11 protein-coding genes and 2 pseudogenes are annotated in these 13,642 nt (G+C 60.7%); 11 read left to right on the top strand and 2 right to left on the bottom strand.

Annotation, left to right across the window (positions count from 1 at the left end):
- Nucleotides 1-87: 87 nt before the first annotated feature.
- The 5 genes from C4N04_RS14295 (at nt 88) to repC (ending at nt 5,757) form a co-directional block, all read left to right on the top strand.
- Nucleotides 88-1,173, top strand: a complete 1,086-nt coding sequence (locus C4N04_RS14295) for an ROK family protein (protein WP_106796326.1) — start codon at nt 88-90, stop codon at nt 1,171-1,173.
- A 435-nt stretch (nt 1,174-1,608) separates the two neighbouring features.
- Nucleotides 1,609-1,785 carry a hypothetical protein gene (locus C4N04_RS31835; protein WP_179363906.1) on the top strand — a complete coding sequence of 59 codons (177 nt, stop codon included), beginning with the start codon at nt 1,609-1,611 and terminating at the stop codon, nt 1,783-1,785.
- A 264-nt stretch (nt 1,786-2,049) separates the two neighbouring features.
- Nucleotides 2,050-3,267: a plasmid partitioning protein RepA gene (gene repA / locus C4N04_RS14290; protein WP_096764502.1), complete on the top strand. Its 1,218-nt coding sequence runs from the start codon at nt 2,050-2,052 to the stop codon at nt 3,265-3,267.
- Entirely contained in the window at nt 3,264-4,253 is a 990-nt protein-coding gene (gene repB, locus C4N04_RS14285) for a plasmid partitioning protein RepB (protein WP_106796325.1), read from the top strand. Before repA ends, repB begins: the two co-directional genes overlap by 4 nt.
- Before the next feature lie 199 nt (nt 4,254-4,452).
- Nucleotides 4,453-5,757, top strand: a complete 1,305-nt coding sequence (repC, locus tag C4N04_RS14280; protein WP_106796324.1) for a plasmid replication protein RepC — start codon at nt 4,453-4,455, stop codon at nt 5,755-5,757.
- A gap of 83 nt (nt 5,758-5,840) precedes the next feature.
- Here the strand turns inward: repC and C4N04_RS32145 are convergent.
- Both C4N04_RS32145 and C4N04_RS14270 read right to left on the bottom strand, forming a co-directional pair.
- A pseudogene (locus C4N04_RS32145) lies at nt 5,841-6,145 on the bottom strand (type II toxin-antitoxin system RelE/ParE family toxin); the annotation flags it as partial.
- Nucleotides 6,145-6,426, bottom strand: a complete 282-nt coding sequence (locus C4N04_RS14270; RefSeq protein WP_106796323.1) for a type II toxin-antitoxin system Phd/YefM family antitoxin — start codon at nt 6,424-6,426, stop codon at nt 6,145-6,147. The gene C4N04_RS14270 and the pseudogene C4N04_RS32145, both read right to left, overlap by 1 nt.
- 216 nt (nt 6,427-6,642) lie before the next feature.
- On the opposite strand from C4N04_RS14270, the gene C4N04_RS14265 reads away from it, so the two are divergent.
- The 6 genes and pseudogenes from C4N04_RS14265 to C4N04_RS14240 all read left to right on the top strand — a co-directional run bounded on the left by C4N04_RS14265 (nt 6,643) and on the right by C4N04_RS14240 (nt 13,642).
- On the top strand, nt 6,643-7,635 hold the full coding sequence (locus tag C4N04_RS14265) for an LLM class flavin-dependent oxidoreductase (protein ID WP_106796322.1): 993 nt from the start codon (nt 6,643-6,645) through the stop codon (nt 7,633-7,635).
- 24 nt (nt 7,636-7,659) lie between these two features.
- On the top strand, nt 7,660-9,009 hold the full coding sequence (locus C4N04_RS14260; protein ID WP_106796321.1) for an LLM class flavin-dependent oxidoreductase: 1,350 nt from the start codon (nt 7,660-7,662) through the stop codon (nt 9,007-9,009).
- A gap of 18 nt (nt 9,010-9,027) precedes the next feature.
- Nucleotides 9,028-10,227 (top strand): M20 aminoacylase family protein, encoded by a 1,200-nt coding sequence (locus tag C4N04_RS14255; protein WP_106796320.1) that lies wholly within the window; start codon nt 9,028-9,030, stop codon nt 10,225-10,227.
- 8 nt (nt 10,228-10,235) lie between these two features.
- Nucleotides 10,236-10,787 carry a GNAT family N-acetyltransferase gene (locus C4N04_RS14250; RefSeq protein WP_106796413.1) on the top strand — a complete coding sequence of 184 codons (552 nt, stop codon included), beginning with the start codon at nt 10,236-10,238 and terminating at the stop codon, nt 10,785-10,787.
- A gap of 35 nt (nt 10,788-10,822) precedes the next feature.
- Nucleotides 10,823-12,605: pseudogene (locus tag C4N04_RS32485) on the top strand (amino acid ABC transporter permease/ATP-binding protein).
- A gap of 92 nt (nt 12,606-12,697) precedes the next feature.
- Entirely contained in the window at nt 12,698-13,642 is a 945-nt protein-coding gene (locus C4N04_RS14240) for an ABC transporter substrate-binding protein (RefSeq protein ID WP_096764495.1), read from the top strand.

Genomic DNA, 13,642 nt, shown 5'->3' with positions numbered 1-13,642 from the left:
TGACTTGGCAGTCGGGAACATCCGGAGGCAAGTCAGCGTTTTATCTCGCCGCCCGTTCGAAGCACTCGCGTCGTAAAAGGTACATTGATGGCCAAAAGCAGTTCCAAGCATAGCGAGGAGGTCAATGCTCCGTTGGCGCATGGTGCGACTGTTCTGCCGCTGGTGACTATCGACGACTACAACAACGAACTGCGTGACAAGAACGGCTTCGTTGGCGACAACGCCAACAAGAAGACCTTTCAGCAGAAGCTCGACGATTGGAGAAAACATGTCCGCAAGTTCGGAGACGACCCGATCGGCAAGGTTGCAACCGCGAAGCTCTCCAAGAAAAAGATCGAGGCTCTGCTGAAGGGAGATGACATGGAGGCCGCCGCACTGATCATGGGCGCCATGGAAGATTTCGCGCAGGACTTTGCCGTGGTGATCAGGAAGTTCCTCAAGGACGAGCGCTGGTCCAAGACCGAACGCATCGTCGTCGGCGGCGGTTTCAGGCAAAGCCGCTTCGGGGAGCTGACGATCGCCAGGACCATGGTTATCCTCAAGGCAGCCGGAATCGCTATCGAGGTCGTGCCGATCGTCCATCATCCCGATGAGGCAGGATTGATCGGCTCCGTCCATCTCATGCCACCCTGGATGTTCAAAGGCTATGAGGCGATGCTGGCCGTCGATATCGGCGGCACAAACGTCCGGGCCGGCGTCGTCGAGTTTGGCAGGGAGAAAAAGCCGCATTTTGCCGACGCGAGCGTCTGGGAATCGGCCATCTGGCGCCACGCCGACGATGAGCCGAGTCGCAGTGCGACGGTGGAAAAGCTGGTGGCGATGCTGCAGGAGCTGATCGACAAGGCTGAAAAGGCCAATTTGAAGCCTGCTCCGATCATCGGCATTGCCTGTCCAGGGATCATCAAGGCCGATGGCTCGATCGAACGCGGCGGGCAGAATCTGCCAGGCGGCAATTGGGAAAGCGACAGCTTCAACCTCCCCGCTGCGCTGATGAAGGCCATTCCGGAAATCGGCGATCACAGCACATTCGTGATGATGCACAACGACGCCGTCGTGCAGGGCTTGTCGCAGATCCCCTTCATGAACGATGTGTTCAGATGGGCGGTACTGACCGTCGGCACGGGCCTAGGCAATGCCCACTTTACCAATCGCGAGGGGATGAAGGCGCGATAGTGCCTGATCTGTCCGTGACCATGCTTGTCGCAGACATGGACGTCTTATCCTTGCCCTTATGCCTGCAATCGTCACCAGAGGCTTATGGTAAATAGTCGGTAAATAATGAGGAATTCAGCAGACGGAAGCAAAGCCCGCCATAAGTTCCGCTAGAGACAGCTCATTCTCAGCAGGAATATCTGGATCGGCCGGGCTGAAGAGTGGCTGTCGTCCAAAACCATCTGTCGCGGTTGAGCATATCCATCGGCACCTGATTCGCCTAGCAGGAGCTTTTGTCATCTTTGTCCGGGCAAGCCTGCCCCGTATTGCAGGCGCTCTCCCTCCCCCTTTGAATCGAAAAGATGGTGATAATGCCGGCAGGCAGTTCACCGCAGGTTCAAATTGCGCTTATCTCTGTGGCTCCTCACAAGCCCATACGCATACGAAAGATGGAAGATGAACTTCAAGGGAATAAGCGCTCCGCTCAATGCCGGCCGTCTCGAACAAATGCTCGGCCTTGCCCCGTCACGCCGCGATCCCGAAGCCCAAGACGCAAATGACAAGTCCTCCAGCAATGAACCCGTCCGCGGGCTGGACGCCGAAAGCCTGTACCGTTCGTCTGTCTATAAGTGAGAAACGGCATCGTCAGCCGGGCCGTGCCGAGCGGCGGAGCCATTCGGCGATAAGTCAACAACCACGTTTGGCTGCTCGGCGGATATGACGGATGCGGTGTCTGCGTGTTGTCAGCTGACAACGGCGCTAAGAATCCGAAATTCCAGGTAGTTTTCTGGTCGAATCCAGTTTGTTATCGATTGGGTAACCAAGAAATCGCTTGACCGACTCGCCAGACTCACGATCATTTGCGCAAAATTACCCGATTTATCAGGATTTGCGTGAATGCCGACCAAGGCCGCGATTGTTGAGAAAGCCAAGAGAGCGAGTCAGGTCTCGATCGACGAGACGATTGCGCAGGACTCGACGATGCTCAGCAGCCAGTTGCAGGTGCTGTTCGAGCGGTTGTTTTCGCCCGATGCCCGTAAATCGCTGCGGCGGTTCAGCAGCATCGAGACCGCCAAGCTGCTTGGCGTCACCGACAGCTATGTTCGCCACCTCGCCGCCCAGGTGGAAAGCATCAATCCCGAAAAGACGGCGGCCGGCCGCCGGGTGTTTTCGCTCGAAGAAATTCATGCGATGCGCCAGCATCTCGGACGCACCAAGCCTTCCTATCTGCCGATGCGCCGGCAGGGCGATCATCTCCAGGTGATCGCCGTCACCAATTTCAAGGGTGGTTCCGGCAAGACGACGACCTCCATCCATCTGGCGCAGTTCCTGGCGCTTCGCGGCTACCGCGTCCTTGCCGTCGACCTCGATCCGCAGGCATCGATGTCGGCGATGCTCGGCTATCAGCCGGAATTCGACGTCGGCGAAAACGAGACGCTCTACGGCGCCATCAAATATGACGAGACGCGCCGCGACGTCGCCGACATCGTCCGCCAGACCTATTTCCCCGGTCTCGATCTCATCCCCGGCAATCTCGAACTGCACGAGTTCGAACATGACACTCCAAAGGCGCTGGCCGATACCAACCGCGACGACAAGGACATGTTCTTCATGCGGGTCGGCAATGCCCTGCATTCGCTGGAGCAGAGCTACGACGTCGTCATCATCGATTGCCCCCCTACCCTCGGCTTCCTGACGCTGTCGGCTCTCTGCGCCGCCACCTCCGTGCTCATCACCGTCCATCCGCAGATGCTCGACGTAGCCTCGATGAACCAGTTCCTGACGATGACCTCCGACCTTCTGTCCGTGGTCAAGCAGGCTGGCGGCAATCTCGATTATGACTGGATGCGCTATTTGATCACTCGTTATGAGGCCAATGATGGACCGCAGGCGCAGATCGTCGCCTTTCTGCGCAGCCTGTTCGGCGAGCGTGTACTTACCTCGATGATGGTCAAGTCAACGGCGGTTTCGGATGCAGGCCTGTCCAAGCAGACGATCTACGAGGCGGGACGCGAGACGATGCATCGCCAGACCTATGACCGCGGCGTCGAATCCGTCGACAGCGTCAATGCCGAGGTCGAGCAACTCATTCGCAGTGCATGGAGCAGGACATGAGCCCAAAAGGTCGCGATATCCTGAAGAGCATGGTCGGCGCGGTGGAGCCGGCACGGCCGGAGGCGCCGGGAGCGCCGCCGCCGCATAGGCCCTCCGGCGCGGTTAAAGCGATGAACCTGTCGCTTGGACGGCTGGGCGAGGAAGCAGCGGCCGCCAAAGCGCTGCGGGAATCGCTGGCCTCCGGCGACAAGGTGCTGGAGATCGATCCGGCTGCCGTTGAAATGTCCTTTATTCGTGACCGCATCCCGATCGACAAGGACCCGGAGTTCGAGCGGTTGAAGCAATCGATCCAGGAAAGCGGACAGCAGGTTCCGATCCTGGTGCGGCCGGATCCGGTCAAGGCCGGGCATTATCAGGCCGCCTACGGCCACAGGCGGCTGCGCGCAGCGGCGGAGATCGGGGTTCCCGTCAAGGCCGTGGTGCGCAAGCTGACGGATGAAGAACTGATCCTCGCACAGGGTCAGGAAAACGGCCCGCGTGTCGATCTGAGTTTCATCGAACGCGCGCTGTTTGCGCGCCGTATGGACGAACACGGCTTCAGCCGCGATATGATTGCCCAGGCACTGGCGACGGACAAGCCGGAAACGTCGAGGCTGCTGCAGGTGGCACAGACGGTCGACCCAGAGATCATTCTGGCCATCGGACCGGCTCCCAAGGTTGGGCGCCCGCGCTGGCTGGCCTTTGCTGAGAGATTCAGGGAAGCCGGCGGACAGAAGAAGGCGAAGGCTGCGATCCATAGCGCTGGATTCGATGCGCGGGACACCAATAGCCGCTTCGGCATCATCTGGGAGGCACTTGAGGAAAAAAGCGCCCCGCAGCCGGCCGAGCAGACGCTTCGCACACAAGGCGGCACGCAGCTGGCTTCAGTGACCCGTTCCGGAAGAAACTTTCGCATCACCGTCAAATCGGCGGCGTTTTCAGAATTCCTGGCTCGGCGGTTGGCAGGCCTCGCCACCGAGTTCGAAGAGGAAAATGAGGTAAAATGAGGCAGTTAAGCCGATTGTCAGCTGACAACTCGGATAGGAGATAACGCGCAAAAGAAAAAAGCCCCCGAACGTCACCGTCACGGAAGCTTTCCTCGTAGTCCTGAACACCTCCGAGAATCGCACTTCCGAGAATCGCTGTCAAGAGTTTTTGGCGCCGTTTTGGTGAGCGGATTTCTTTTGCCTCGTCGAGGTGGAAGACATGGAAACCGGAAGTATAGCGACGCCGTTCGGGCGGCGGTCGATGACGCTTGGCATGCTCGCAAGCCAGGTGATGGCAGGCGAAATCAAGCCTGATCAGTCGGTCGACAAATGGAAGCTGTTTCGTGCGCTGTGCGAAGCAAAGCCGCTGCTTGGCATCAGCGATCGCGCACTGGCCGTGCTCAATGCGCTCTTAAGCTTTTATCCCAAGAACGAGCTGACCCAGGAAAACGGGTTGATCGTATTCCCGTCGAATGTCCAGCTTTCGCTCAGAACACACGGCATGGCCGAGCAGACCGTCCGGCGCCATCTTGCAGCACTCGTCGAGGCGGGCCTTCTGCTGCGCAAGGACAGCCCCAACGGCAAGCGTTATGTCCGCAGGGACAGGGCAGGGGAGGTCAACGACGCTTTCGGCTTCTCGCTGGCGCCGCTGCTTGCCCGCGCCGAGGAGATCGAACAGCTGGCCGCCGAGGTGATGGCCGAGCGGCTGCATGTTCAGCGTCTGCGCGAACGCATCACGCTTTGCCGCCGCGATATCGCCAAGCTGATCGAAGCGGCGGTCGAAGAAGACGTTCAGGGGGATTGGCAGGGCCTGTACCAGGAGTTTCGGAATTTGGTCGAGGGGCTGCCCCGGTCGCCGACGACAGCACAGCTCGAACAATTGCTGGACGCATTGACAGCGCTCAGGGCGGATATCCTTAACCGGCTGGAAATTCGAGTTAAATCGACAAAACAGCGCGGCAATGCCGATTATATCGAGCGTCACATACAGAATTCAAACCCCGAATCCATTTCTGAACTTGAACCAAGCTTCGACACGAAGCAGGGCGCGATGCCGGAGCAAGACAATGGGCGAGGGTCCGTGACGCTGGAAGAGGGGAGGGCTGCGATTAAACATCCGGGCAGGCAGGAGGAGAGGCAAGGTCGACGACCGGGGACGCGCGATGATGCCGGCGGGCTGAAATCCTTCCCGCTCGGCCTGGTTCTGCAGGCTTGCCCGGAAATCCTTGCCTACGGGGCGAATGGCGAAATCCGCAGCTGGCGCGATCTGATGGCCGCGGCCGTGACCGTTCGATCGATGCTCGGCGTCAGTCCGTCAGCCTACGAGGAGGCCGCAAACGCAATGGGACCGGAAAATGCCGCGACGGTGATGGCATGCATCCTTGAGCGCGGCGGCCATATCAATTCGGCCGGGGGCTACCTCCGCGACCTGACGCGGCGAAGTGAAAAGGGAGAGTTCGCGATCGGCCCGATGCTCATGGCGCTCCTGCGGGCAAATGCGCCGGCCGGCCGAAAGGCGGGATAGTTTTCGGCGTTCGTCCGGGTCATCCATGCTCGGATAAGCGTCGGCGGCGATGCCGAAGGAGAGGGGATATGCCGAATGTTAGGGATGAGCCTTCGTTCCAGGAAGGTCTGCATGTCGCGACGTCCGTCCGCCACGCAGTAGACGGCGACCTCGGTGCCGATGATACGGTAGATCATACGCCAGGGCTTGTGGTGCAGTTCGCGGTATTCGGTGGGGCAGATAGTGGTGAGCTCTTTCGGAAAATTTCTTGATTCATCGACGTCGGCAGGCGCTTTCGATTTCGCTCAGGATGCGCTCTGCCGTCTCGGCGCCGTCGCGGGCTGCATGAGACGATAAAGATCCTCGACGGCGCGTTCCGCGTCTTCGGCGAGAGAACTCGATAACGCATCAGGACTGGTTGGCGGCCAGACGTTTGCGGATGCGGGCGAAGGATTCCGATGCAGGGCGCAGCTTGCCTTCCTCGACCTGTCGATTGGTGAGCGCCAGCACCTTCAGCAGCGCCAGCGTCTCCTGCGTTTCTTCATATTGGGCGACCTCCTGAAGGATCTCTTTGGCCTCGCCGTGAAGGGTAATGACGACGGGCTGCGGATTGTCCTTCAGCGTTCGGATAATCTCTGACGCATGCGCCTTGAGATAGCTGATCGGTTTGACCTGTCCTGACAGCTTCATGCGACTACTCCATTTTGACCAGGATTTAGGTCATTGAACGGTCGATTGGAAGATCGCGAGAATGGCGGAGCGCATTCCCGAATTCGATTTTCCGTCTCGGCTACGGCTGCTTTTTTCCTCCCAATGTCCGCGAAAGAGAATGTGATTTCTTATAATCATAATTGTCTACTGATTTTATAGAATACATATTGCAACTAGTGAGTGGATCGTGGCGTTATGACCTACCTCCTCAGCCTTCTCGACAAAAGCCCGATCGAACAGGGCCTCACCGGAGCGGATGCGCTGCGGGCGACGGTCAAGATTGCCACCCGGGCCGAGGAACTCGGTTATCACCGTTTCTGGGTCGCCGAACATCACAGCATGTCCAATCTGGCGAGCTCCGCGCCGGAGGCGCTGATAGCCTATCTTCTCGCGAAAACATCAAGGATCCGGGTTGGCTCCGGCGGCGTTATGCTGCAGCACTACAGCGCCTACAAGGTTGCTGAGACCTTCAATCTCCTGGCATCACTTGCGCCTGGTCGCGTCGATCTCGGCGTCGGCAAGGCACCGGGCGGCTTTCCGCTGTCGACGCGCGCCTTGCAGCTTGCCGTCGATCCGTCCAGGAAGCCGGATTTCGAAAGCCAGCTTTCCGATCTCAACACCTATCTCGCGGCCGACCCCAGTTACCAAGGCGCGCAGGCGACTCCTTTCCCGCCGACGGCTCCGGAGCGTTTCCTGCTCGGGGCCAGCGTCGAGAGCGCCGAACTCGCGGCCGCGAAGGGGTGGGAGCTCGTCTTCGCCGGCCATCTGAATGGCGATCCTGACAATCTGCGCAGGACCTTCGAGGCCTATGAGCGGGCATCGGGCGGCAAGCGTCCCATCCTGGCACTCGCGGCCTTCGCTGCCGAAAGCGAGGAATATGCTCGCGAGCGTGTCGGTAAGCTCAGGATCGTCAAGGTGTTCCTGCCGGAAGGTCAGACCGTCAATGTCGGCAGCGAGGAGCAGGCAGCCGAATTTGCCCGCCAGGCCGGCGTCACCGATTACCACATCGACGAGAAGGTGCCGAGCGTGCTGCACGGCACGGCAATGCAGATCCGCAAGGAACTGGACGAGCTGCATCGCCGCTATGGCGTCAAGGAATTCGTGCTCGACACGCCGGCGCTTTCAACCGCCGACCGCCTTGCCTCCATCGAGCTGCTCGCCGCCGAGCGGCTTTCCCTCGTCGCCTGACCCTTTCCAAGGAGGATCGATCCTATGGCTCAGAAATACGTCACGTTCGGCATCATGCTGCAGGGTCCCGGCGGCCATATGAATGCCTGGAAACATCCAAGCGGACCGGCGGATGCCAGCGTCAATTTCGACTTCTTCGTGAGGACGGCACGCAAGGCGGAGGCGGCCGGCATCGCTTTCGCCTTCGTCGCCGACGGGCTATACATCAACGAGCAGTCGATCCCGCATTTCCTCAACCGGTTCGAGCCAATCGCCATTCTCTCGGCGCTGGCGGCTTCCACCTCGAAGATCGGCCTCGTCGGCACGGTCTCGACTTCCTACAGCGATCCCTTCACCATTGCCCGCCAGTTTGCCTCGATCGATCTCATCAGCTGCGGCAGGGCAGGGTGGAATGCGGTGACCTCGCCGCTCGAGGGTTCTGGCAGGAATTACAGCCGTGAACATCCCGAGCACGAGCTCCGCTACGAGATCGCCGAGGATTATATCGACGCGATAAAGGGTCTATGGGATTCCTGGGACGATGATGCTTTCGTGCGCAATCGCGAGACCGGCGTCTTTGTCGACAAGGCGAAGATGCATCGCCTCAACCATAAGGGCCGGTTCTTCCGCATCGAAGGACCGCTCAATATCGGCCGCTCGAAGCAGGGCCAGCCCGTCGTCTTCCAGGCGGGCGCGTCGGATTCCGGCATCAGGCTTGCCGGCAAGCATGCCGATGCCGTCTTCACCAATGGCGGGCCATTCGAAGAGGCGCGAGGCTTCTATCGTCAGCTCAAGGATAGCGTCATCGCGCATGGACGGCCCGCGGTCGAAGTCGGCGTCTATCCCGGCATCGGCCCCATCGTCGGCAGGACAGCCGAGGAGGCGGAAGCCAAGTATCAGGCGATCCGCGATCTCGTCACGATCGAGGAGGCGCTTCTCTATCTCGGCCGGTTCTTCGATCATCACGATTTCAGCGTCTACCCGCTCGATGAAGCGTTCCCCGAGCTCGGTGATATCGGCAGGAACAATTTCCGCGCCACCACCGACCGGATCAAACGAACCGCGCGCGAAAAGGGGCTGACGCTCCGCCAGGTCGCACTCGATTCGGCGACACCGCGCACCGCCTTCATCGGCACGGGGGAGCATATCGCCGATGAGATCATCCGTTGGGTGGATCATGGCGCCGCCGACGGCTTCATTCTCGGCTTCCCCGTCCTCGCCGAAGGCTTCGACGACTTCGCCGAGCACGTCCTGCCGATCCTGACTGCGCGCGGCTATTTCGATCCGGTTCTAAAGGGCGAGACGCTGCGCGATCATCTGGGCCTGCCCTTCCGGGAAAGCCGGTATGCGGCCAGTGCCGATCAGCTCGAGCCCGGAAAGGCTGTCGGCGCCTGAGGCGCTGACGGTACCGTCATGGACGTCATCGCCCAGAATCCGCGCAGCAACGATCCGATCGAGAAGGGCATCGCCGCCTATCTCGGCGAGATTATCGCGCTTCGGCACGATCTGCACCAATATCCGGAGCTTGCCTTCCAGGAGCTCAGGACCAGCAAGCTTGTGGCGTCTCGCCTTTCTTCCTGGGGCTATGAGGTGGCGACCGGCATTGCAGGCACGGGCATCGTCGCAACCCTCAGACGCGGCGAAGGCCGGAAACGAATCGGCATCCGCGCCGACATGGACGCGCTGCCGATCGAGGAGGCGAGCGACCTTGCCTATGCCAGCAGCAATCCCGGCGTCATGCATGCCTGCGGCCATGACGGGCACACGTCGATCCTGCTTGCCGCCGCCCGCTATCTTGCCGAAAGCGGCAATTTCAGCGGCACGCTCAGGCTGATCTTCCAGCCCGCCGAGGAAATCGGCGCCGGCGCCCGCAAGATGATCGCCGAGGGCCTGTTCGAACGGTTTCCCGTCGATACGGTCTTCGGTTTGCACAACTGGCCGGGTGTGCCGGCGGGCCAGTTCGGCTTCGTCACCGGCCCGGCCATGGCGTCTGTAGACCAGGCGGTCATCAGGATCGTCGGAAAAGGCGGCCACGGCGCCGAGCCGCACCGCGCCGTCGATCCGGTGCTGGCTTCGGCCTCTTTCATCACGGCCCTGCAAAGCGTCGTCTCGCGCAATGTCGATCCGCAGGATATGGCGGTCGCCACTGTCGGCTCGATCCATGCCGGCTCCGCCTCGAATGTCATACCCGAGAGCGTGGAGATGAAACTCACCATGCGGGCCTTCAGCGAGCAGGTTCGCCGGCTGCTGCAGGAGCGCATTCCAGCCCTTGCGCGTGCCCAGGCCGAAAGCTTCGGCGCGGCGGCTGATGTCCACTACCGGCTCGGTTTTCCGGCGCTGGTCAATCATCCCAAGGAAACGGCCTTTGCCCGCGATGTCGCCTATGACGCGCTCGGCCTTACGGCAATCGAGAAGGATTTCCGCCCGCGAACCGCGAGCGAAGATTTCGCCTTCATGCTGCAGGCCAATCCAGGCAGCTACCTCTTCGTCGGCAACGGCGACAGCGCGCCTCTCCACAGCGCCCACTACGATTTCAACGACGCGATCATCGCGCCGGCCGCCCGCTATTGGGTCCGGCTCGCCGAAACATTCCTCACTGAAGACAATGGGTGACGAACGATATGAGCGATACCTTTCTCTATACGAGCCCCCTCGATCCCCGCGCCAAGCCGCTGATCGATGAATTGATCCACGAATATGACAGCCGCTACGGCACCTATTTCAATGCCGAAGGCGCTGCAGCTGAATTGAACCGCTATCCCCCCGAAGCTTTCGCGCCGCCTCACGGCAATTTTCTCCTGCTGATCCGCAATGGCGAAACCATCGGCGGCGGCGCCTTCAAGCATTACGACGATCGTACCGCCGAGTTCAAACGCATCTGGACACGCTCGGACCTGCGCCGCCAGGGCCTTGCCCGCAAAGTGCTGATGGAGCTGGAAGCTCAGGCGGCCCGCCAGGGATATACGAGGATCTATCTGACCACCGGCTTCCGCCAGCCCGAGGCCGTCGGCCTCTACCTGAATGATGGCTACACCGCTCTCTTCGACACGTCAGCCGACCCCGAGATCTACAAGAGCCTGCCCTTCGAGAAGGACATCACCCACCTCGTTCCGCCGGCCTTCGGAGCCGAGGCGGCCGAACCGCGCCTGCGCGTGGCCGGCGCAAATCTCTGAACGCGACAAGACGTAATCATAAAAGGGAAGCAAGAATGGCACTGACGACGGATTTCGCCGGCATTGAGCCCGGCAGCAGGAGCAGGACGGCAGAACCCAAGCAGGATTATTCCCGCTACCGTATCGTGCCGGCGCGCCATCCCGAAAGGCTGGCGGGCACGATCTTCGCCGCTGTCGTCATCGTCGCCGTGCTCTATTCCACCTTCACCAATCCGCGTTGGGGCTGGGGCGTCTTTGCCGAATGGTTCTTCGCCGAACCGGTGCTGGTCGGCCTTGGCAGGACATTGCTGCTGACCGCGCTTGCCGCCATATCGGGCTCCATCCCTCGGAACAGCCCTGGCGCTCGCCCGCGTCTCCAGGTCGCCGCTGCTATCGGGACTTTCCTGGGGCTATATCTGGCTGCTGCGGTCGATCCCGATGATCGTGCTGCTGCTGATATTGAACAATCTCGGCTATCTCTACGAAACGATCAGGATCGGCGTCCCGTTCACCGAGACGGTCTTGTTCGACTATCCGACCGTGCAGTTGCTGACGCCTTTCGCCGCCGCCTTCCTTGGCCTCACGCTCAACCAATCGGCCTTCTTCGCCGAGATCGTCCGCGGCGGCATTCTCTCTGTCGATCATGGGCAGCTGGAAGCAGCTGCCGCGCTCGGTCTGCCGCGCCGCCGCCAGGCCTTCCGCATCGTGCTGCCGCAGGCGATGCGCTCCATCCTGCCGACCGGGTTCAACGAGCTCATCGGATTGGCGAAAAGCACGTCGGTCGTCTATGTGCTGGCGCTGCCGGAGCTGTTCTACACCGTCCAAGTGATCTACCGCCGCAATCTCGAAGTCATTCCGCTGCTGATGGTCGCGACGGTATGGTATCTGATCATCATGACCGTGCTGTCGGTCGCCCAGCACTATATCGAGCGCTACTTCTCCAAGGGCGCCGTTCGCAATCCAACACCGCTGCCTTTCCAGGCATTTTTCGAACGCTTCCGCCGCCCGCTGCCGGTTCTCGAGAGTGTGGCCGACAAGGCGCGTAATCTCGGTTTCCATGATGCGGGGGCTCTGCGGGCAGGCGGTGCGGTGCGCATCCACGGCATCTCGAAAAGCTTCGGCTCGCTGAAGGTGCTCGACCGTGTCGAGCTCAACCTGCCGGCCGGCAGCGTGACCGCCATTCTCGGCCCCTCCGGTTCGGGTAAGTCGACGCTGCTGCGGTCGATCAATCACCTGGAGCGTGTCGACGAGGGCTTCATCTCCGTCGACGGCGATTTCGTCGGCTACAGCAGGAAGGGCGACACACTCTACGAGCTCAAGGAAAAAGAGATCCTCAAACGCCGCGCCGATATCGGCATGGTCTTCCAGAGCTTCAATCTCTTCCCGCACCTGACCGTACTCGAAAACTTGGTCGAGGCGCCGATCGAAGTTCGCGGCGTCGGCCGTAAGGAAGCCGTGCAGCTGGCGCAGGAGCTGCTGGCACGCGTCGGTCTCAGCGACAAGATCAATGCCTATCCGCGTCAGCTCTCCGGCGGCCAGCAGCAGCGTGTCGCGATCGCCCGGGCGCTGGCGCTCCGCCCAAAGGTGCTGCTCTTCGATGAGCCGACGTCCGCACTCGATCCGGAACTCGTCGGCGAGGTGCTCGACGTCATCAAGGAGCTCGCCCGCACCGGAACGACGCTCGTCATCGTCACCCATGAAATCGGCTTTGCCCGCGAGGTCGCCGATACCGTCGTCTTCATGGACAGCGGCCGCATTCTGGAGGCCGGTCCGCCGGCACGTGTTTTCACGCAAGCGGAGCACCCGCGGACACGCGAATTCCTCGCCAAGGTTCTCTAGCGCCTGACAGCGCTGGCGAAATGCCGGGCCGCGACGGGCTGCTCGGGTCGAATGACAATAACCACAACCTTAAGATGAAATGGAGAAGGGGCATGGCATTTACAGATAGAGTTAGGCTTCTCATAGCGGGAGCCATCGCCATTGGAGCGATCGGTTTAGGTTCCGCTCAGGCGCAGCAGAAGTTCGATCTCAGCCCCGAACAGCCGAACCGGCTGCGGGTGGAGAAGAACGAGAAGCGCATCGCTGAAATCAAGGACTTCAAGTTTGTTGAAAACGGAGTCTTCACCGTCGGCATCAGCTCGAGCGGCAATCTGCCCCTGCACGACTATGCCTCCGATTCCAAGACCGTCATCGGTTATGACGTTGATCTTGCGCAGGCGATTGCCGACAGCCTGGGCCTGAAGCTCAATCTCGTCTCCGTCGCCTGGGCCGATTGGCCGCTGGGGCTCACCTCCGGCAAGTTCGATGCTGTGATCTCGAACGTGACTGTCACCGAAGAGCGCAAGGAAAAGTTCGATTTCTCGACCTACCGCAAGGATGAGCTCGGTTTCTACGTCAGGGCCGACAACCCGATCACATCGATCAAGGCGCCGAAGGATATTGCCGGCCTGAAGGTCATTACCGATGCCGGCACCAACCAGGAGAAGATCCTACTCGAATGGGACCGCCAGAATGTCGCGGCCGGCCTCAAGCCGATCGAGGTCCAGTATTACGACGACGACGCCGTGAAGGATCTTGCCGTTCAGTCCGGCAGGGCCGACGCCGTCTTCAGCGTCAACGCCACCCAGGCCTATGCGGCGGGAATCAACGGCAAGACCAAACTTGTCGGCACCGTCAGCGGCGGCTGGCCGATCACCGCCGAGATCGCAGTCACCACACGCAAGGGCAGCGGCCTGGCGGTGCCCGTCACCAATGTCGTCAACGATCTGATCGCCAGCGGCGCTTACAAGAAGATCCTCGACACCTGGAATCTCGGTCCGGAGGCGATCGACAAGGCCCAGACCAACCCGCCCGGCCTGCCGAAGAGCGGTTCGTAA

Origin of the sequence: Rhizobium sp. H4, from assembly GCF_003013335.1 — a bacterium.
GTDB classification, from domain to species: domain Bacteria; phylum Pseudomonadota; class Alphaproteobacteria; order Rhizobiales; family Rhizobiaceae; genus Rhizobium; species Rhizobium sophoriradicis.
Note: the sequence above shows the minus strand (reverse complement) of the source record. Positions and strands in the feature narration are given on the sequence as shown.